Source organism: Lacinutrix sp., from assembly GCF_037625555.1.
Classification (GTDB): domain Bacteria; phylum Bacteroidota; class Bacteroidia; order Flavobacteriales; family Flavobacteriaceae; genus Lacinutrix.
Genome location: NZ_JASJHV010000054.1, coordinates 1 through 21,018 on the forward strand (window position 1 = coordinate 1; position 21,018 = coordinate 21,018).

Here is a 21,018-nt window from a genome sequence, read left to right on the forward strand (position 1 = left end):
ATTATTAATAAAACCTTTTATATTTGCACCCTCAATAAAGAAATGACCTGGTAGCTCAGTTGGTAGAGCATCTCCCTTTTAAGGAGAGGGTCCTGGGTTCGAGCCCCAGCCCGGTCACAAAAAAAAGTTAAGCTATGCTTAACTTTTTTTTTTAACTAAATTTAACGCGCACGTGGCGGAATTGGTAGACGCGCTAGCTTGAGGGGTTAGTAATCGATTAGATTGTGGAAGTTCGAATCTTCTCGTGCGTACAATATTTTAAGGCTTATTTTTCCATCTTTAAGCTTAATTCATACCTACACTAACTTATACAAATATTTTGTTAATATTGGTTGTATATTATTTTGTTTAATTATTTTAGTGTTATGATAAACGACGTTAAAACTAAGTTTAGTATAAAAGATCTTGAAAACCTCTCGGGTATAAAGGCTCACACCATTAGAATATGGGAAAAACGCTATTCACTATTTCAGCCCAATAGGTCTGACACCAACATTAGAAATTATAGCTTAACAAGCTTACAAAAAATATTAAACATTAGCTTTCTTAATAATAATGGTTACAAGATTTCAAAAATTGCTAATCTCGAAGAAGAAGAGATACCAATCTTAGTAAGAGAGATATCTGAAAATATAAACAAAAGAACTAAAGCCATCAATGATTTTAAAATGTCAATGTTTAGTTTTGATCAAACTCTATTTGATTCAACATTTAACAATTTGATGATTGATTATTCATTTCAAGAAATATTTTATTCATCAATAATTCCTTTTTTAAATGATATTGGTCTTTTATGGCAAACTGGTACTATTACTCCTGCTCATGAGCATTTTATTGTTGAATTAATTAAACAAAAGATCCTAGTTAGCACTGAAAGAGCATTTAGTAATAATATTGTTAAGAATGATAGTAGGACGTATGTTTTGTATCTTCCAGACAACGAAATTCATGAATTGGGATTACTCTTTATGAACTATGAGCTTACAAATAAAGGTTTTTATTCGATTTATTTAGGACAAAGTATTCCTATAGATAGTTTGGAGTATTTAACAGATTTTTATAATGATATTACATTTGTTTCTTGCTTTACTGTAAAGCCAGAAGCAGAAAATATTAGTGATTATTTAGAAGAGCTTACAAGAAAAGTACTGAAAGGAACTAATAATAAATTATACTTATCTGGTAGACGAACACAAGATATAGATACAAAAAATTTAAATGAAAAAATATTAATTAAAGGCTCTATACAAGGGCTTTTAGATAATATTGAGTTAAAAACCTAAAAAATGGTTTATACAGTATGAGTAAAACAATAGCAATTATTGGCTCTGGATTTTCGTCATTATCTGCATCATGTTATTTAGCAAAAGGAGGATATGATGTTAGTATTTTTGAAAAAAACCATACTATTGGAGGTCGAGCACGTCAAGTAAAAAAAGAAGGTTTCACGTTTGATATAGGCCCAAGTTGGTACTGGATGCCAGATATATTTGATAACTTTTTTGCAGATTTCGATAAGAAAACATCAGATTACTATAAATTAGATAAGCTCTCTCCTGCCTATAAGATTTTCTTTAAAGATGATGAAATTACAATTGGTGATACAATGTCTAAAATTTGTGAAGAATTTGAGCGTATAGAACCAGGTAGCTCAATTCCTTTGAAAAAATTTATAAAAAAAGCTGGAGAAAATTATGATATTGCAATAAATAAAGTAGTTTTAAAGCCAGGTCTATCACCTTTAGAACTAATTACACCAGAAACTGCTATGCGAGTAGATCAGTTTTTTAAAACCATAAGTGGAGATGTTAGGAAGAGTTTTAAGAACCCTAAATTAATATCTACTCTTGAATTTCCTGTTCTCTTCTTGGGTGCAAAACCCAATAAAACACCTTCATTCTACAATTTCATGAATTATGCTGATTTTGGTTTAGGCACCTGGCATCCTAAAGGTGGTATGTATGAAATAGTAAAAGCAATGAAAGCTCTATCTCAAAGTCTTGGTGTTAAAATAAACACAGATAGTCCAGTACAAAAAATAAATATTGAGCATAAAAAAGCAAAATCAATTCTAGTAGAGAATAAAATATTAAATTTTGATATTGTTTTAAGTGGAGCTGATTACCACCATTCTGAAACGCTATTAGAAGAAGAACACAGACAGTATTCTGAAAAATACTGGTCTAAAAAGACCTTTGCTCCTTCTTCATTATTATTTTATGTTGGTTTCAATAAAAAACTTGATAATATAGAGCATCACAACTTATTTTTCGATACAAATTTCGAAAAACATGCTCAAGATATTTACGATGATCCTAAATGGCCTGAAGAGCCATTATTTTATGCTAATTTCCCATCTGAAACAGATAAGAGCATGGCTCCCGAAGGATGCGAAACTGGTTTTTTTTTAATTCCAATAGCACCAGGAATTAAAGATACTCAAGAATTAAGAGAAAAATATTTTGATAAAATAATTACTCGTTTTGAGTCTTTAACTAAACAAGATGTTAAAAATAATATTATTTTTAAAGACTCTTTTTGTGTTAAAGATTTTATAAAAGAGTATAACTCCTATAAAGGAAACGCATACGGTATGGCAAACACACTTTTGCAAACAGCCTTTTTAAGACCTAAATTAAAAAGTAAAAAAGTAAAAAACCTATATTTTACAGGACAGTTAACTGTACCTGGTCCTGGTGTGCCTCCAGCAATAATTTCTGGAAAACTAGTAGCAGAATTAATAAACAAACACCACAATAATTAAAATGAAAGCATTATTCGACACGGTTTCTAATAGTTGTAGTAAGATTGTAACACAATCTTATAGCACATCTTTTTCTATGGCAACCAAAATGCTAGCTGATACTATACGCCAAGATATTTATAACATTTATGGATTTGTTAGGTTTGCAGACGAAATTGTAGACACATTTCATGACTTTGACAAAAAAACTCTTTTTGAAAGGTTTGAAACTGATTTAGAAAATGCATTAACAGATAAAATAAGTTTAAACCCTATTCTTAATGCATTTCAAAGTACATACCATAAGTACAATATTGAAAAGCACATGGTAGACTCTTTCATGAAAAGTATGCGCTTAGATTTATCTAAGACAACATACTTAACTGAAGAAGAGTATAATGATTATATTTATGGTTCTGCAGACATAGTTGGCCTTATGTGCTTAAAGGTATTTGTAAATGGTGATAATAAAAAATATAATGAATTAAAAGACTCAGCGATGTCTTTAGGCTCTGCTTTTCAAAAAGTAAACTTTTTAAGAGATTTAAAAGCAGATTTCGATTTGTTAGAGCGCACTTATTTTCCTAATACAGATTTAAATAATCTAGATGAAAATGCGAAACAACTTATTATTGATGATATCGAAAATGACTTTACTAAAGGATTAGAAGGTATTAAATTATTACCAATGGAAGCTAAGTTTGGTGTTTTTATGGCTTATCGTTATTATAATCAGTTATTAAAAAAATTAAAGAAAACTCCTGCTTTAGATATTAAAAATACAAGAGTAAGAGTTCCAAACTATAAAAAAGTAGAACTTTTAACTAGGAGTTATGTTAAATATCAACTAAATTTATTGTAATGCAAATATTATATTCGATACTCGTTTTTTTAGCAACCTTTAGTGCAATGGAATTTATGGCGTGGTTTACGCATAAATATATAATGCATGGTTTTTTATGGTCTTTACATAGAGACCACCACTATAAAAATCATGACAATTGGTTTGAACGCAACGATGCTTTCTTTATTTTCTACGCTATAGTTAGCATGACTTGCTTTTACCTTTGGAATTACGAAGCGATTTGGTATTGTTTACCAATAGGACTAGGTATTATGGCTTATGGAGCGGCCTATTTTATTGTTCATGACATATTTATTCATCAACGTTTTAAGTTATTAAGGAATGCTAATAATTGGTATGCAAAAGGTGTGAGAAGAGCACATAAAATACACCATAAACATCTTGGCAAAGGTGATGGAGAATGTTTTGGGATGTTATTTGTTCCATTTAAATATTTTAAGCGCTAAGTTATATTAAATGTCAACTAGGAAATCTTTCGATTATATTATTATTGGTAATGGTCTTGCAGGTTTTCAATTGGCATTAGCACTTGCTGATGATCCATTTTTCAAAGGAAAACAAATTGCTTTAATTGATAAATTACCTAAGACTGAAAACGATAAAACATGGAGTTTTTGGGAAAAAAGTCATGGTAAATGGGATAACATTATTGCAAAATCTTGGAATAATGCATTATTCTTTTCTTCAAAAAAAAAAATTACGTTAAATCTTTTTCCATATACTTATAAAACGATTTATGCTTCAGATTTTTATGTTGAAGCTAAACAAAATCTTTCAAATAAACCTAACTTTCATTTTATTATAGATGAAGTACTATTGGTTGAAGACACTACAGAATTAATTGTAAAAACGAAATTAAACTCCTACTCTGCTCATAATGTATTTGATAGTAGAATTACAGGAGATTACTTTTCAGAATTAAACAATTACACTAAAATTATTCAGCATTTTAAGGGTATAATAATTGAAACAGAAACACCAAGCTTTAATCCTGAAGAATTTACAATGATGGATTATAGGTTAAAAGATGGAGAACAAACCACCTTTACTTATGTTTTACCATTTTCTAAGACAAAAGCACTTGTAGAGTTTACTTATTTCACTTCAAATGTTGTAGATGAAGCTACATATGATAGATTTATAGAAAAATATATTTTAGAAACTTTAAAAATAAACAACTACTCGATAGTTGAAACTGAATCAGGAAGTATCCCAATGACGAATTTTCCTTTTGAAAACTATTCTACAAAAAATATAACAAAAATTGGTACAGGTGGTGGTTGGGTAAAAGGTTCTACAGGTTATTCTTTTAAACACACCGAAAAGAAAGTTGCTGTTATTATTGAAAATTTAAAACAAAGCAAAAAGCCTTCAAAAGGTCTTTTTAAACAAAAATATAAGTTTTACGATAAAATTTTCCTTAAGGTTTTAGAAGATGAAAACGAAAAAGGTGAATGGATTTTCGAACAGTTTTATGACAAAAACAATATAGAAACTATGTTTGGATTTTTAGACGAAGAATCTTCACTTTTAGAAGAACTAAAAATAATGAAATCCTTATTTTCATGGACATTTATAAAAGCTTTTTTTAAAACTTTATAAGCTTAATAATTCATCAATAGTATTACGAACCGTCTCACTATTCCAGTTTGCAGCACCAGATTCGTCTATAATAATATTACCTTTTTTATCTATTAAAAAAGTTCTAGGAATACTATTTACATCAAAGGTTTTTGGGGTTTGAGACAATGGCCTATATATTTTTAAATTATAACCTTTCGTCTTTAAAAATGAACTAATCGTTTTTTGTTCTTCATTAGACACTAAAACAAATTCAATTTTATCATTATAATCTGTGTATAATTCTTGAATAGATGGCATCTCTGCAATACAAGGAGGACACCAAGTTGCCCAAATATTTACAAGTATTACTTTACCTTTTACTTGTTCTAATTGAAAATTATTACCCTCTAAATCTTGCAATTTCCATTGGTAACTACTTATTTGCTGTTTTACATTATCCTTTTTAACACTAGGACTCCATTTTGCAATTATTGTGTGCAAAAATATTTGAATTTGTTGCCTACTCTGCGGAATAATTAACAAAGCAATAATTACAATGAAAATTATATTTTTAATCGAAATCTTCCTTTTTGCCATAATTTATAAACTAATGAAGCGTTAATCTTACAATTAACAATTCAAATCTAATAAAAACAAACTATACTATAGTACCTTAAAAATTAGTATTTATTAAGGCAGATAATAGTATTCTATTTTATCTTGTTACAGTTCCTATTGGTAATGATGCTAAGTTTAATCCAAAATCATGTGTAGCTGGTGCTGTCGCTGTTCCAGCAGTGCCTACTAAAGGTTTCATAGCAAAAGGTGTTGGTGAATTATCTGGTACTGGCTCAACAGAAATAACAATCATTCTATTTCTAACATCTAAAGGAAATGTTTCTCCTTGAGGAGCATTTTCAAAAAAATCTTCTCCTGGTACTGGAGGACCAGCTGAAGCCCCACTAAAAGGAGTTGCTCCATCTGTGATGTTAAAATCTGTAAAAGTTCCAGTAGTAAGTGGTTCTGTTTCTCCAACAACCCAACCTTCGTATGCCTAACCTGCAGGTAAAACTGGAAGTGTAAAATTGGCTGTAGGTGGCATTCCTGGTGCTCCAAACCATACACCGTTTTCATCGTTTCCATTATTTCCCATTCCCATTTTATCTGTAGGTGTTCTTAAAAATAATGTTCCAGAAGCTGAACTAAAATCTCCAACTAAACCTGTATTTACAGAAGCTGCACTACCCGAAAAATCACCTGCTAAAACTTTTGTAGCTGCTGGTAATGGATCTACATCTATTGTTGGCTCTATAGATAACACAAATGTTGTTGCTGCATTTAATTGTACTGTATTTACTTGAAAGGTTTGTGGAAAATTTACAGAACTAAACGTACCTCTTGATACTGGACTTCCATCTACAATTATACAACCTTCGTATACAAAATCTTCTCCAAGTGCTTCTAATCCATTAAGGTTAATAGTTAAACCTGAAGTTGTTGACACAGTTGTTGCATCGTCGTCGTTACTACAAGAGGTGGTAAAAAATCCTAATGCCAAGGCTCCTAATCATTTTTTTAATCATTGCTTTATTTTTTAAGTTTGTATTTGTTAGTACAAAATTAGCATTGAAGACTCTTATTAAATGTTAGCTAGCTAACACAAGTGCTTTTTATTTTAAATAACATGATAGCACTTTCGCATATAAAAAGAAAAAACCATAGCAATTGCTATGGTTGTAATTTATTTTTCATTATTGAATCCTTAAAAAAAAGGATTCTAAATAATTAAGCTGAAGTTTTATACATTCTAATTTCATTTCTATTAAAATCTAACACGTTTTCTTCTTTTAATTCATTAATTAATATGTTTAATGTAGGTCTTGAAGTTCCTATTAAAGAAGCTATATCTTTTTGTGTATAAGGATGTTTAATAATATGATCTCCCGTTTTTTCGCAATTGTAACCATAATCTATACACAATTCATTTAAAAACTCAAGTAGTCTTGTTTTAGTGTCTTTAAACATTAAAAGCTGGAGTCGCCTTTCTAGCTTTTTAAATTTAAAGCCAATAAACTTTAAAACTAAACGTTTGATTATCTCTCATGAGTTCATGCATAGTATCGACACCTATTGGGCAAATTGAAGTGGCATTATCTATAGATTGGGCAAATTCGTCTCTTTTAATTTCTCATAAAATTGCTTTTTCTCAAAATAATTGACCTTTAGATAAAATTGCTTTTACTACTTCTTCTCCATCTTCACTATAATAACCAACTTTAACTTTTCCTTTTTCTATTAGGTAGATTTTGTTTGCTGAATCTTCTGTAAAATAGATATAGTCTTTTTTCTTGTAAGCATCAAAATCGTGATCTTTTTTGTAGGCTTTAAACTTATGTGGATATAAAACTTTGAAGAGATTAGTGTCTTCGAAAAACCAAAGTGGATTCATGTTTTCTATTTGTTGGTTGTTAGATAGTTATTTTGTCTTACAATAACTAAGTTACTTACAATAGCGCATAAAAAAACTCCTAATACATATTAGGAGTTTTAAATATTAAAAAAAGAAATTTTGTCTAAGCGTTTTCTTTCTTTATTAAGTTTAAGGCAGAACCTTCGTTATACCAATCGATTTGAGGTTGGTTATACGTATGGTTTAGCATGATTGTATCTTTAGTTCCATCTGCATGAACAACTTCTAATGTTAATTGTTTTCCTGGAGCAAAATCTGCCATGTCCACAAAGTTAAAGGTATCATCTTCAAGGATTAAATCGTAATCACTTTCGTTTGCAAATGTTAAACCTAACATTCCTTGTTTTTTTAGGTTTGTTTCGTGAATACGTGCATAAGACTTAACAATTACAGCAGTAACACCTAAATGTCTTGGTTGCATTGCTGCATGTTCTCTAGAAGAACCTTCACCATAATTATGATCACCAACAACAATAGTATGTACTCCTGCAGCTTTGTATGCTCTAGCTGTATCTGGAACACCTCCAAATTCTCCTGTTAACTGATTTTTAACAAAGTTAGTTTTCTTACCAAAAGCATTTACAGCTCCTATTAATGTATTATTTGCAATATTATCTAAATGACCACGGAAACGCAACCAAGGTCCAGCCATAGAAATATGATCTGTTGTACATTTTCCATATGCTTTAATTAATAATTTTGCGCCTTCAATTTTACTTCCAATTGGCGTAAATGGTGTTAATAGTTGTAAACGCTCTGATGTTTCGTTTACTTTAACAACTACTCCACTTCCATCTGCTTCTGGAGCTAGGTAACCGTTATCTTTAACTTCGAAACCTTTTGGTGGCAATTCCCATCCTGTAGGCTCATCGAACATTACTTCTTCTCCCTTTTCAGTAATTAAACTATCTGTCATCGGATTGAAATCTAGACGACCTGCAATTGCAATTGCAGCAGTTATTTCTGGAGATGCAACAAAGGCGTGTGTATTTGGGTTTCCATCTGCACGCTTAGCAAAGTTTCTATTAAAAGAATGTACAATACTATTTTTTGGCGCATTTTTAGGATCGCTATATCTTGCCCATTGTCCAATACATGGTCCACAAGCGTTTGTGAAAATTTTAGCATCAAGTTTTTCGAATATTCCAATAATACCATCTCGATCTGCTGTATATCTTACTTTTTCAGAACCTGGATTAATACCTAGTTCAGCTTTCATTTTAATCCCTTTATCTAATGCTTGTTGTGCAATAGAAGAGGCGCGTGATAAATCTTCGTAAGAAGAGTTAGTACACGATCCTATTAATCCCCATTCAACTTGAATTGGCCAATCGTTTTTAGTAGCGATGGCGTTCATATCTTTACCAACTTTAGTTGATAAATCTGGCGTAAATGGTCCGTTTAATAAAGGTGTTAATTCTGATAAATTAATTTCTATAACCTGATCGAAATACTGCTCTGGATTTGCATACACCTCAGCATCTGCAGTTAAATATGGTCTAATTTTATTTGCTTCATCTGCAACATCTGCCCTATCTGTAGCACGTAAATAACGTTCCATTGAATCATCGTAACCAAAAGTTGAAGTTGTTGCTCCTATTTCGGCACCCATATTACAAATGGTTCCTTTTCCTGTACAAGACATAGACGTTGCGCCTTCACCAAAATACTCTACAATAGCTCCTGTTCCTCCTTTTGCAGAAACAATACCTGCTACTTTTAAAATAACATCTTTTGGTGCAGTCCATCCAGATAATTTACCTGTTAACTTGACACCTATTAATTTTGGAAATTTAAGCTCCCAAGCCATTCCTGCCATAACATCTACAGCATCTGCTCCACCAACACCAATTGCTACCATTCCTAATCCTCCAGCGTTTACTGTGTGAGAATCTGTACCAATCATCATTCCACCTGGAAATGCATAATTTTCTAAAACTACTTGATGAATAATTCCTGCTCCTGGTTTCCAAAAACCTAAACCGTATTTATTAGACACCGATTCTAAGAAATTAAAAACTTCACTAGAAACATCGTTTGCATTTTTTAAATCTGAAGAGGCACCATCTTTTGCTTGAATTAAGTGATCACAGTGTGTTGTTGTGGGCACAGCAACTTTACTTTTTCCAGCTTGCATAAATTGCAATAAAGCCATTTGTGCAGTAGCATCCTGTAAAGCAATACGATCTGGAGCAAAATCTACATAATCTTGACCTCTAGTAAAAGCTTTAGTCGCTTTACCATCCCAAAGGTGATTATATAAAATTTTCTCTGAAAGTGTTAGTGGTTTACCAACGACTTCACGAGCTGCATCAACGCGATCTACCATTTGGCTGTAAACCTTCTTAATCATATCTATGTCAAATGCCATATAGTAATAGTTTTAGGTTGTTATTATTTAGTATAAATCCTTCCTAATTACAATTAGAAATTGGAATGCAAAAGTACAAAATATTGAAGAATTTAAAAAATTTGTAAGGAATTACGCAAAAGTTTACGAATAATTCATTAAAGCACATAAAAAAGACGCTAATTTTACTAAAATGATAATTTTAGGATTGAAAAAATAATAAATTAATAAGTAATTTGAATCTCATTCTACTTTAATTGAAACATCAATAAATAATATTTTACTATTCAGGAATAGTTATTGGTTATTTCTTAAAAAAATATTTGATAAGAATTACCATTAAAAACGCTAATGCAACAACTTGTACAATTGTACCTAATGTAAGAATTTGAGAAGCATAAGCCCAATGTTGGATTTTAAATAAGGCTCCAACAATTGTTAATATTATTCCTAATATGAAGATAAGTAATGGAAGTATAAACTGTTTAGCCTTCATTAAAACAAACTCTTAATAATTTGCTCTTTGGCTACTCCTTCTGCTTCAGCTTTGTAGTTTTTAATAATTCTGTGTGTTAAAATACTTTGTGCTACAGCTTGAACATTTTCTATATCTGGTGAAAATTTACCATTTATTGCTGCATGAGTTTTTGCAGCTAAGATTAAGTTTTGAGATGCTCTTGGTCCTGCTCCCCAATCTATATATTGTTTTACTAATTTACCAGCAGTATTTGCATTGGGCCTTGTTTTTGCAACCATTTTAACTGCATATTCTATAACATTATCTGCTACAGGTATACGTCTTACTAACTGTTGGAAATCTATAATTTCTTGTGCATTAAATAATGCGTTTACAGTTGGTTTAGCATAGCTTGTTGTTGCTTTTACAACTTGTACTTCTTCTTCAAAAGTAGGATAGTCTAAATTAATAGCAAACATAAAACGGTCTAATTGTGCTTCTGGCAAAGGATAGGTTCCTTCTTGCTCAATTGGGTTTTGGGTTGCCAATACAAAATACGGTAAATCTAATTTGTAATGGTGTCCTGCAACTGTAACAGCTCTTTCTTGCATGGCTTCTAATAATGCTGCTTGCGTTTTTGGTGGTGTACGGTTAATTTCATCTGCTAAAATAATATTAGCAAATATTGGTCCTTTTATAAATTTAAAATTACGGCTTTCGTCTAGAATTTCGCTACCTAAAATATCGCTAGGCATTAAATCTGGTGTAAATTGAATACGTTTAAAATCCAGCCCTAATGTTTGTGCAATTGTATTTACCATTAATGTTTTTGCTAAACCAGGTACACCTATTAAAAGCGCGTGACCTCCAGAAAAAATTGAGATTAATATCTGGTTAACTACATCGTCTTGGCCTACAATAACTTTTGCAATCTCTTCTCTTAATGCTTTATATCTTGTTACTAATTGGTTGATAGCTGCTACGTCTGACATTTTTTGTTTAAAAATATTAATTATTCTTGGACCAATCGTTTGTAAATTTGCAATTTTTATAATCTGTACTTACTTTAATGTAAGTATCTAGTATTTTTTCTTCTTGCCATTTGCCAATTGCATCTAAACGTTTTTCGTTTAATGCTAATTCTTTTATTTTTAAATAATCTCTAGAATAATTTGCTTCATGCTCATCTATTCTATTAGTAACGGTAAGAATTTTAAATAATACGTTACCTACTTCGTCTCTATCTACCAAAACATCTGAGATTGTATTATTTTCTAAGTCTTGAATTTTTACATAGATTTCTGTATCAATCTTTGTTAATTCAAAATTATAATCTTGAGTAGCTGGATTAATTAATTGTCCGCCTTGAAATTTAGTTTCAATCTCATCACTTACTTCTCTTGCTGCTTCTGCAAATGTAATTGTTCCTTCTTCTATGTTTTTCTTAGTTTCTAGAATTTTATCGTTTGCTTCTTTTATAGAACTCTCTGCAACTTCTGGTATCATTAAAATATGTCTTACATCGTACTCTTGACCTCTAATTTTTTCAAGCCAAATAATGTGATAACCATAAGGTGATTTAAAAGGTTCTGAAATCTCTCCTTCTTGAAGCGAAAAAGCGACTTCTCTAAATTCTTTTACCATTCTTGGTTTTGCTCTATTCATAGGTGGTAATGCTCCTCCACTTTTTTTAGAACCTGGATCGTCTGAATTAAATAATGCTTTAGATTTAAAGTTTGCACCGTTTTCTTCTACATCTTTTTTAATGCTGCTAAGCTTAGCTATAACGCGATCTATTTCTTCTTGCGTTGGCTCTGGTTTAATAACTATTTGTGCTACTTCAAGCTCTGTACCAAAAGTTGGACGTTGTTCTTTAGGTATTTTATTGAAAAACTGACGTACTTCTTCTGGAGTAACTTCAATTTCATCAACAATTTTACGCTGCATCTCTAATGCTAATTTGTTTGATTTATTAATTTCGAACATTTCGTCTCTTAAGCTTTGTTCGTCTTCCTTTTTATAAAATTCAAGTACTTGTTGCATATCTCCACCAACACGTTGCTTAATTTCTTCTAATTGTTGACTTACATAAGATCTAACTTCTGCATCATTAATTACAATACTATCTTGTATTGCATGGTGAGCATACAATTTGTCTTCTAGAAGTTTTCCAAATAATTGACATCTAGAAAAAGCATTAGGGTCTCCACCTTGTGCTTTTAATTGAAGTAATGTTTTATCTATATCAGATTCTAAGATAATGTAGTCTCCAATAACTGCAGATACACCATCTACTTTAATGTTGGTAAAAGGTTTTACAGTGTCTGTAGCTTTATTAGCTTTAGGTGTTTCATCAATAATTTCTTGAGCTAAAATTCCATTAGCCACAAAAAGCGTTAAGCATATTGCTATTATATGTTTCAAATTAATTGTAAATTTCAAATTGTTTATTTTTAATTGCATCTTTTGTAATATCTTTTTTTAGTTGCCTAATAAGCTCTAATTTTCGCTTATTTACTACTATTTGCTTTATTGTTGGTCGCACATATTCTGGAGGTGCTTCGTCGTTTCGGAGTAGAACGTCGTTAATTTGCATCAAATATAGTCCTAATGAATCTTTGCTTTGTATAAAATTAGATTTTTTTAACAGTTCATTTTTATTATCTGTAGTAACTGTAGGGATTTTAGTAATTACTTGGTCTAATCGTATCCAAACAGAATCGTTTAAAGAGTAAGATTTAAATTGAATTGCAATTTCGTTTAATTCTTGTTTGTCTTTTGTATTAAAGCGTTTAAACTTCTGTTTAACATCGTTAAAATCTAACCGGTTTTCGTCTATATTTATGTATCTAAACTTAATTAAGTCTTCATTTAATTTAAAAGCCTGTTTGTTTTCTTCGTAATATTTTGTTACTTCTATTGAAGACACTATAGTATCTAAATCTCTGTAAACTAATGCTTCTAAATAAGCCTTGCTAAACAAGTCGTTTTTGTATTGCTCTATTAAATTATTATATTCTTCTCGAGTTTTATCTTCTAAATTTAATGTTGCTCCTTGAACTAAAAGTTGCTCTGTTGCCCAATTATTAATATAACTATTAACTAAAACTGTGCTGTCTTCTTTTGTATAATTATCGGGAAGAATTTTTTCAATATCTGAGCTAAAAAGGTAAGATTCGTTTACTCTAGCAATTGCATTTTCTGTTTCTACAGGCTTAAAATAATCGCATGAAGCGAAAGTAAAAGCAATAACCATATATAATGCAATTTGCTTAATCATATCTAGTTCTGTATTGTTTTTTTAACTTTAGCTAAAACGTCTTGATTTACTTTTACTGCGAATATGGTTGATAATTCTTTAAGCCAATTTTCTTCTTTAAAAACTTGGTAATCGCTAGTTACGTTTCCTTTTGCTTCTAAAAACGTTTTTTGTGTTTGAGGTAAAATTTCTTTTACTTGAATAACTACATAAGCATCATTATGATTAAACACTTTAGAAACACCTTTTTTAAATTTAAAGTTACTTGGTAATGCTTGGTGTGTTTTATCCATTTGGTTAGCTGTAAAACTCACATTAACCTGTCCATTTGTATTTACAAGATTCTTAATTGCTTCAACATCTAGACCTTTATCTAAAAGTTTTCTTATTTTTTTTACAATATTTTTATTTGCTGAAGATGCTACAATTGCATCTACACGTTCTGGAAAATAGTATTTATTTTGGTAGGCATTAAAATACTTTTCTAGGGCAACAGAATCGCTTTTAGCAACATTCCATATTTCAGATTCCATAAGATCGAAAAGCAATAAACCGTCTCTGTATTCCTCTACAATTTGAGCATAATCACTGTTTGCGTTTATTAGATTATTTTCTTGATAGGCCAACAATTCTTTTTCTAATAAATTGTTATAATTGATATCTACAATAATACTTATTGTACTTGCTTTGTTATTATAATTTCTTTGATTTTTAATTAAAAACTGACCAAAATCATTATAGCTAATTATTTTATCTTGAATTTTAAAAGCTGTCTTATCTCCATCAAAATTTGCAGGTAAAGTACATCTATTATTAAAATAGTCTTCTGTAACAATGGTTTTAAAATAACTTAAAACTTCTTTGTTTTCTTCAATTATATATTTCTCTTTAAGAGCTTTAACTCTAGAGTCGTTAATAACTTTAGATCTTGAATCTCTTTTAATTCTAGATTCCAGTTTAGGTTTCATCTCCTCGAAAGATGCAATAGCTTTACTATCTAAAAGCTTTATTATGTGCCAACCAAACTGGGTTTTAAAAGGCTTAGATATTTCTTTTGTGTTTTTAAGCTTATATGCTTCTTCTTCAAATTCTGTAGAGCTTAATTCTCCTCCTTTAAATGGTTTTAGTTTCCCTCCTTTACTTGCTGTGCCTTGGTCTTCAGATAATTGTTTTGCTAATGCCTCGAACGCTTCGCCTTGTTGCAGCCGCTTGTAGATTTCGTTTATTTTAGTTTCACTAACTGTATCTCCTACTTTTTTGGTTTTAACTAAAATATGCGCAACAATAAGCTCTCCTCTAGATTTACGTTTATTAAAAACAGTTACTACATGATAACCAAAACGTGTTCTAAAAGGTTGTGAGACTTCACCAACCTTTGTATTGTATGCTGCAGTTTCAAATGGATAAACCATACCAAATGCAGAAAAATAACCTAAATCTTCTGCAAAAATGGTCTTACCATTATGTACATCGCTTTGTACTTTTTTATAACCTTCAGCAATAACACGGTCTCTTAATTTTATAATTTCGTTATATGCTGCCAAAGTATCTTTTGGGCTTGCACTTTCGTCTATTCTAACTAAAACATGACTTGCATTAATTTCTGTTTGTAGCCTATTGTATGTTTCAACAACTAAGGCATCTGTTACCTCATTATCAGATAAATAATTTTTAGTTAACTGCCTCTTATAGTTTTCAAATTCACGAATATACTTTGGTTTCTCATCCAATTTTAATCGTTTGGCTTCTTGTAGTTTTAATTTATAATTAATAAAAAGCTTTAAATAGCCATCAACATCTTTTTGAGATTCATCTTTTACTAAATCTAAATTTTTATTATAAACTCTTAAAAATTCTGAAGCATAAACAGGTTCTGTATCTATAGTAAAAAGAACCTCTTTATCTTGTGCTTGCACTAGAGATAGCGTAGTAAAAACTAAAGCAAAAAAAGAGAGTAGGTATTTAATTTTCATAATTTTATATAAATATTCTGAGCATTGCAAAAATAACAATATTAGCCTATAATACAAGTACAAACTTAAACGATAGAAAAAGAATTTTTATTATAATTTTAAGGCTAAATAATACATAATTAAATATGCATAACAACAGCCATTAAATATTTGCACTATTTTATGTAATTTATAACTAAATATATAACTTTGAAAAAATTAAAAATATAACAAATGAGAATTAAACATTTACTTTTTACACTAGCAATCGCCTTTTTTTCGTTCACAGGATTTGCACAAACAAAAGTTGGAACAGTTAATATAAACGTTATTGTTACTAAATTACCTGAAATAGACCAAGTAAAAGCTGGAATTAACGATTACGAAAAAAAGTTGCAAAACGATTTAAAATTAAAACTTAATAATTACGAAAAAGAAGTTACAGAAGCTAATAAAAACTTTGCAACTATGACTGAAGATGCCAAGAAGAAAAAACAACAAGATATTTTTGATTTAGAATCTGATATTGAAAAATTTAGACAAAACGCAGCACAGTTAGTACAATTAAAACAAGAGGAGTTAATGAGGCCTTTATATAAAAAAGTTGGAGATGCAGTTAACGTTGTTGCAAAAGAAGATAAGTACACTCAAGTATTTACACTTGATGGAAACGAGTTAGCTTTTGTAGATCCGCAATACGATATCACCCTTAAAGTTGCCAAAAAATTAGGGTTAGTAATAGAATAATAAAAGTTAAATATATTTTAACACAATAAAGGAATCTCTATAAAACATGCGTAAACTAAAATTAATTTGGGATTTTAAAGGACCAGATGCCTTAAAAATTGCAGAACACCATAACATACATTTAATGCAATATATTGCTATTGAAAAACTAACATTAAATATCTCTGGATTCGAGGTTATTACTAGTAATCACGCTATTGCATTTATGGTTATAAATGAAAATGAGATGAAACCAGTTAGAGATGTATTAAAACCTCATCGAGGGCAGGTTTACCAAGAATAGTTTGGTTTGCTTCTAAACGCTAGAAGCACTAACTTCGTTTAACATTAGATATAAAATATTAAAACGTTTTCATATCAACGTGTTAAACGAAACAAAAAAACACCTTAAACAAGGTGTTTTTTTATATTATAATATATAAAAATTCTTATCTAGAATAATTAGGAGATTCTTTAGTAATAGTTACATCATGAGGATGACTTTCGTTTATACCAGAAGTAGTTATTTTTACAAATTGCCCTGTTTCTTGTAATGTAGCAACATCTTTAGCACCACAATAACCCATTCCAGCTCTTAAGCCACCAATAAATTGATGAATACTCTCAAACAACTCACCTTTATATGGCACACGACCAACAATACCTTCTGGTACTAATTTTTTAATATCGTCTTCTACATCTTGGAAATAACGGTCTTTACTTCCTTGTTTCATAGCTTCTACAGAACCCATTCCACGATAAGACTTAAATTTACGTCCTTCGTATATAATGGTTTCTCCTGGAGATTCTTTTGTTCCTGCTAATAACGAACCTAGCATTACAGTATCTGCACCTGCAGCTATTGCTTTAGGTATATCTCCTGTGTAGCGAATACCACCATCTGCAATTACCGGAACTCCAGAACCTTTAATTGCTGCTGCAACTTCTAAAACTGCAGAAAACTGAGGGAAACCTACTCCAGCTACTACTCTAGTTGTACAAATAGAACCTGGTCCAATACCAACTTTTACAGCATCTGCTCCTGCTTCAACCAAATATTTTGCTGCAGCTGCTGTTGCAATATTTCCAACAACAACATCTAGCTCAGGAAATTTAGATTTAACTTCTTTTAATACCCTTACCACGCCTTTTGTGTGACCATGAGCTGTATCTATAATAATAGCATCTACTCCTGCATTTACTAATGCTACAGCTCTATCTACAGCATCACCTGTTACACCAATTGCTGCTGCAACACGTAGCCTACCAAAAGTATCTTTATTTGCAATAGGCTTTTGGGTAACTTTAGTAATATCTCTAAAGGTTATTAAACCTACCAATAGGTCTTCTTTTACAATTAGAAGTTTTTCGATTTTATTTTTCTGAAGAATTTTCTCAGCATCTTTTAAACTAGTGCCTTGAGGTGCAGTTACTAAATTCTCTCTAGTCATCACCTCTACAATTGGTCTTCCGTTTTGGTGCTCGAAACGCAAATCTCTGTTTGTAACAATACCTTTTAGTTTCCCATTCTCATCTACAATTGGAATACCACCAATGCTATGTTCTCTCATTGCATTTTTAGCATCTGCAACTACAGCTGTTAACGGTAAAGTAACAGGATCTATTATCATTCCGCTTTCTGCACGTTTTACTTTACGTACTTTCATAGCCTGTTCCTCTATAGACATATTTTTATGTAAAACACCTATACCTCCTTCTCTAGCCATAGCAATTGCCATACTACTTTCTGTTACTGTATCCATAGCTGCAGATACAATAGGAACATTAATAGTGATATTACGTGTAAATTTTGTTTGAATATTGACTTCGCGAGGCAAAATCTCTGAAAAAGCTGGTACTAATAGAACATCGTCGTATGTTAAACCTTCGCCAACTATTTTATTTTCGTGTGCTGTCATTGCAATTAGAATTAATTGCGTGTAAAGATACAGTATTAAAACGAACTATAATTTATTTTTTTATATGAATAAACCTAGCACTAAATCAAGTCTTAAATTATTTAACAAAACTTTAACATTTCTAACTTATTCTAATTCAATAATTTATAAAATTATCTTTATTTATTCTAAATAAGCTTTGTTAAAGTAAAAATGAGAGTTATATTTGCACTCAAAAAAAAACTATTTTAATTCAGTCTAAATAAATGAAAAAGTCATTACCTTATATTTTATTATGCTTTACAAGTATAATTTTTGCTCAAAACACTGAAGAGTCTAAAAAAACATCATTAGATTCGTTACAGAAACTAGATGAAGTATTAATTAAATCTAATGTTATTTTTGGTAATAAGTACGTTGCAAAAAACAGAACAGGATCTTCTTATTACATCTCACCAGAAGAATTAAAAAAATTAGGATATACAGATATTAATCGTGTACTAAAAACAGTACCTGGAGTTACTATTGTAGAAGAAGATGGTTTTGGCCTACGACCTAATATAAGTTTAAGAGGTACCTCTCCAGAGCGAAGTGCTAAAATAAGCCTTATGGAAGATGGTGTGTTAATTGCTCCTGCTCCATATAGTGCCTCTGCTGCATACTATTTTCCTTCTGTAGGACGTATGAAGGCTGTCGAAATATTAAAAGGTAGCAGTCAAGTACAATATGGTCCTTTTACAACTGGTGGTGCAATTAATTTGGTATCTACTCCAATTCCTGACACTTTTTCAGGAAGAGTAAAAGCAACTTATGGTAGCTTTAATAGTGGTCAAATTTATACCTCTGTTGGTGATAGCAAAGAACATGTTGCTTATAATATTGAATATTTAAATTTAAATTCTGATGGTTTTAAAAACTTATTAGAAAATGCTAACACAGGTTTCGATAAAAATGATGTGGTCGCTAAATTGAAATTTAACAATAGTAAAGAAGCAGCAATACAGCAAAATATAGAGTTTAAGTTCCAGTATGCCGATGAAGTTTCTAATGAAACTTATTTAGGCTTAACTGAAGCCGATTTTGATGCTAATCCGTTTAATCGCTATGCAAGTTCTCAACAAGATAAAATGACAAATGAGCATCTTCAGCTTATGATTACTCACAATCTAGAGTTTAGTAAAAATTTTAGTATTCGTACCAACGCTTATTATAATAAATTTGATCGTAATTGGTACAAACTAAATGATGTTGTTGTCAATGGAAATAAAGTTGGTATTGCAGATATTGTTGCAAATCCAGAAGACTACCCAACTCATTTTGGTTACACTAATGGAAGCCTAAATTCTAACACAGACGCTTTGCTTGTTAAGGCTAACAACAGAGCTTATATTTCTAAAGGTGTTCAAACTAAATTCGACTATCATTTTTATGGTGAAAATACTTTTCATGACATAGAAGTTGGTTTTAGATACCATTATGACGAAGAAGATAGAATACAATGGAAAGACGGTTATAGCATAAACAATGGTATTATGCAATTAACAACTGCTGCTTCACTTGGTAGTGATGCTAATAGAATTAGCAGTGCAACAGCACTTGCAAGTTATGCGATGTATAAATTAAAATATAAAAATTTAACTTTAACACCAGGACTACGTTATGAAAACATGGTTTTAGGAAGAGAAAATTTTGGAAAAAACGATCCCTCAAGAACAGGAGTTAATATCTCCACTAGAGAAAACAAAGTTGAAATTTTTATTCCAGGAATGGGCTTTAACTATAAGTTTAATAACGATTTATCTTTATTTGGTGGTGTACACAAAGGTTTCTCTCCTCCTGGAAATGAAGAAGGTCAAAAACCAGAAGAAAGTATAAACTACGAATTAGGCACAAGATTTACCTACAAAGACATACAAGGAGAAGTTGTTGGTTTTTATAACGATTATAGTAATTTATTAGGAAGCGATTTAGCTGCAACTACAGGCACAGGAAGTCTAGATTTATTTAATGCTGGAGAGGTAGATGTAAGAGGTATTGAATTATTATTAAATTACGATGTTTTAGAGAATAATACTAATTTTGCTTTACCTATAACATTAGGTTATACATTTACAGATTCTGAATTTTTAAATAATTTTGGAAGTGACGATGGTATTTGGGGAACAGTTTCAAAAGGAGACGAAATTCCATATATAGCAAAACATCAATTTAATGCAAGTATTGGTCTTGAGCATTCTAAATATAGTATAAACTTAAACGGAAGATATAATGGTGCCTTTAGAACAGTTTCTGGTAATGGTAGTATTCCAGCAAATCAAAAAGTAGAATCTGCAATTGTTCTAGATGTATCTGGACGTTATAATATTACTTCAAAATTAAGTGCAACTGCTAATATTATTAATCTTTTAGATAATGAATATGCTGTATCTCGAGTACCAGCAGGATTAAGACCTGGTCACCCTTTTGGAACTTATGCAGGTTTAGAGTTTCAGTTTTAAGAAACTACAATCAACAAAAAAGCTCCTATTTACTAAATAGGAGCTTTTTTGTTTAACTATTATAATATTAATGATACTTCGTAAAAATTTTAGTGGCTTCATTATAGCTACTTTCAAAAGACATCGCATTTAAATCTGATGCTTTTTTTGTAGTTAAATAAGACAGTACTTTTTCTGTTGGCATATTACCTGTCAACTCATCTTTTGCCATTGGGCAACCACCAAAACCTTGTATTG

20 protein-coding genes, 2 tRNA genes and 1 pseudogene are annotated in these 21,018 nt (G+C 30.7%); 10 read left to right on the top strand and 13 right to left on the bottom strand.

The genetic code is table 11. From position 1 onward, the window contains the following. Positions 1–44: 44 nt before the first annotated feature. The 7 genes from QNK89_RS04070 (at position 45) to QNK89_RS04100 (ending at position 5,210) form a co-directional block, all read left to right on the top strand. A tRNA-Lys gene (locus tag QNK89_RS04070) sits at positions 45–117 on the top strand. Positions 118–166: 49 nt separating this feature from the next. Further along, positions 167–251: transfer RNA gene (locus QNK89_RS04075), tRNA-Leu, on the top strand. 114 nt (positions 252–365) lie between these two features. Then, a complete protein-coding gene (locus QNK89_RS04080; RefSeq protein WP_340169685.1) occupies positions 366–1,283 on the top strand; it encodes a MerR family transcriptional regulator in 918 nt (305 codons plus the stop codon). 17 nt (positions 1,284–1,300) lie between these two features. Further along, on the top strand, positions 1,301–2,764 hold the full coding sequence (crtI, locus tag QNK89_RS04085; RefSeq protein ID WP_340169686.1) for a phytoene desaturase family protein: 1,464 nt from the start codon (positions 1,301–1,303) through the stop codon (positions 2,762–2,764). Position 2,765: 1 nt separating this feature from the next. Further along, positions 2,766–3,605 carry a phytoene/squalene synthase family protein gene (locus QNK89_RS04090; RefSeq protein ID WP_340169687.1) on the top strand — a complete coding sequence of 280 codons (840 nt, stop codon included), beginning with the start codon at positions 2,766–2,768 and terminating at the stop codon, positions 3,603–3,605. Then, the gene (locus tag QNK89_RS04095) at positions 3,605–4,054 is read left to right on the top strand and encodes a beta-carotene hydroxylase (RefSeq protein WP_340169688.1); all 450 of its coding nucleotides are present in this window, start codon (positions 3,605–3,607) and stop codon (positions 4,052–4,054) included. Before QNK89_RS04090 ends, QNK89_RS04095 begins: the two co-directional genes overlap by 1 nt. Before the next feature lie 10 nt (positions 4,055–4,064). Further along, positions 4,065–5,210 (top strand): lycopene cyclase family protein, encoded by a 1,146-nt coding sequence (locus QNK89_RS04100; protein ID WP_340169689.1) that lies wholly within the window; start codon positions 4,065–4,067, stop codon positions 5,208–5,210. Here the strand turns inward: QNK89_RS04100 and QNK89_RS04105 are convergent. The 11 genes from QNK89_RS04105 to QNK89_RS04155 all read right to left on the bottom strand — a co-directional run bounded on the left by QNK89_RS04105 (position 5,205) and on the right by QNK89_RS04155 (position 15,680). Beyond that, positions 5,205–5,768 (bottom strand): TlpA disulfide reductase family protein, encoded by a 564-nt coding sequence (locus QNK89_RS04105; RefSeq protein ID WP_340169690.1) that lies wholly within the window; start codon positions 5,766–5,768, stop codon positions 5,205–5,207. The genes QNK89_RS04100 and QNK89_RS04105 overlap by 6 nt on opposite strands. A 118-nt stretch (positions 5,769–5,886) precedes the next feature. Beyond that, positions 5,887–6,042, bottom strand: a complete 156-nt coding sequence (locus QNK89_RS04110; RefSeq protein ID WP_340169691.1) for a hypothetical protein — start codon at positions 6,040–6,042, stop codon at positions 5,887–5,889. Between the two features lie 183 nt (positions 6,043–6,225). Continuing rightward, on the bottom strand, positions 6,226–6,729 hold the full coding sequence (locus QNK89_RS04115; RefSeq protein WP_340169692.1) for a hypothetical protein: 504 nt from the start codon (positions 6,727–6,729) through the stop codon (positions 6,226–6,228). A 227-nt stretch (positions 6,730–6,956) separates the two neighbouring features. Further along, the gene (locus tag QNK89_RS04120; RefSeq protein ID WP_340169693.1) at positions 6,957–7,196 is read right to left on the bottom strand and encodes a helix-turn-helix domain-containing protein; all 240 of its coding nucleotides are present in this window, start codon (positions 7,194–7,196) and stop codon (positions 6,957–6,959) included. A 181-nt stretch (positions 7,197–7,377) separates the two neighbouring features. After that, positions 7,378–7,620, bottom strand: a complete 243-nt coding sequence (locus QNK89_RS04125) for a cyclic nucleotide-binding domain-containing protein (protein ID WP_340169694.1) — start codon at positions 7,618–7,620, stop codon at positions 7,378–7,380. Positions 7,621–7,744: 124 nt separating this feature from the next. Then, positions 7,745–10,012, bottom strand: a complete 2,268-nt coding sequence (locus QNK89_RS04130) for an aconitate hydratase (protein ID WP_340169695.1) — start codon at positions 10,010–10,012, stop codon at positions 7,745–7,747. 283 nt (positions 10,013–10,295) lie between these two features. Next, positions 10,296–10,487, bottom strand: coding sequence for a hypothetical protein (locus QNK89_RS04135; RefSeq protein WP_340169696.1), 192 nt, complete (start codon positions 10,485–10,487; stop codon positions 10,296–10,298). Beyond that, positions 10,487–11,440 carry a MoxR family ATPase gene (locus QNK89_RS04140; RefSeq protein WP_340169697.1) on the bottom strand — a complete coding sequence of 318 codons (954 nt, stop codon included), beginning with the start codon at positions 11,438–11,440 and terminating at the stop codon, positions 10,487–10,489. The genes QNK89_RS04135 and QNK89_RS04140 overlap by 1 nt, the downstream gene beginning before the upstream one ends. A gap of 16 nt (positions 11,441–11,456) precedes the next feature. After that, the gene (locus tag QNK89_RS04145) at positions 11,457–12,872 is read right to left on the bottom strand and encodes a peptidylprolyl isomerase (protein WP_340169698.1); all 1,416 of its coding nucleotides are present in this window, start codon (positions 12,870–12,872) and stop codon (positions 11,457–11,459) included. 1 nt (position 12,873) lies between these two features. After that, the gene (locus QNK89_RS04150; protein WP_340169699.1) at positions 12,874–13,728 is read right to left on the bottom strand and encodes a peptidyl-prolyl cis-trans isomerase; all 855 of its coding nucleotides are present in this window, start codon (positions 13,726–13,728) and stop codon (positions 12,874–12,876) included. Positions 13,729–13,730: 2 nt separating this feature from the next. Continuing rightward, positions 13,731–15,680 (bottom strand): peptidylprolyl isomerase, encoded by a 1,950-nt coding sequence (locus QNK89_RS04155; RefSeq protein WP_340169700.1) that lies wholly within the window; start codon positions 15,678–15,680, stop codon positions 13,731–13,733. A gap of 213 nt (positions 15,681–15,893) precedes the next feature. Here QNK89_RS04155 and QNK89_RS04160 point away from each other — a divergent pair, with 213 nt between their 5' ends. Both QNK89_RS04160 and QNK89_RS04165 read left to right on the top strand, forming a co-directional pair. Beyond that, positions 15,894–16,406 carry an OmpH family outer membrane protein gene (locus tag QNK89_RS04160; protein ID WP_340169701.1) on the top strand — a complete coding sequence of 171 codons (513 nt, stop codon included), beginning with the start codon at positions 15,894–15,896 and terminating at the stop codon, positions 16,404–16,406. A gap of 46 nt (positions 16,407–16,452) precedes the next feature. Beyond that, the gene (locus QNK89_RS04165; protein ID WP_340169702.1) at positions 16,453–16,689 is read left to right on the top strand and encodes a hypothetical protein; all 237 of its coding nucleotides are present in this window, start codon (positions 16,453–16,455) and stop codon (positions 16,687–16,689) included. Between the two features lie 145 nt (positions 16,690–16,834). Here the strand turns inward: QNK89_RS04165 and guaB are convergent, their stop codons facing one another. Further along, entirely contained in the window at positions 16,835–18,304 is a 1,470-nt protein-coding gene (guaB, locus tag QNK89_RS04170) for an IMP dehydrogenase (RefSeq protein WP_340169703.1), read from the bottom strand. A 245-nt stretch (positions 18,305–18,549) separates the two neighbouring features. On the opposite strand from guaB, the gene QNK89_RS04175 reads away from it, so the two are divergent. Next, positions 18,550–20,781: a TonB-dependent receptor gene (locus QNK89_RS04175; protein ID WP_340169704.1), complete on the top strand. Its 2,232-nt coding sequence runs from the start codon at positions 18,550–18,552 to the stop codon at positions 20,779–20,781. Positions 20,782–20,848: 67 nt separating this feature from the next. Here QNK89_RS04175 and QNK89_RS04180 read toward each other — a convergent pair. After that, positions 20,849–21,018: pseudogene (locus QNK89_RS04180) on the bottom strand (hydroxymethylglutaryl-CoA lyase); the annotation flags it as partial.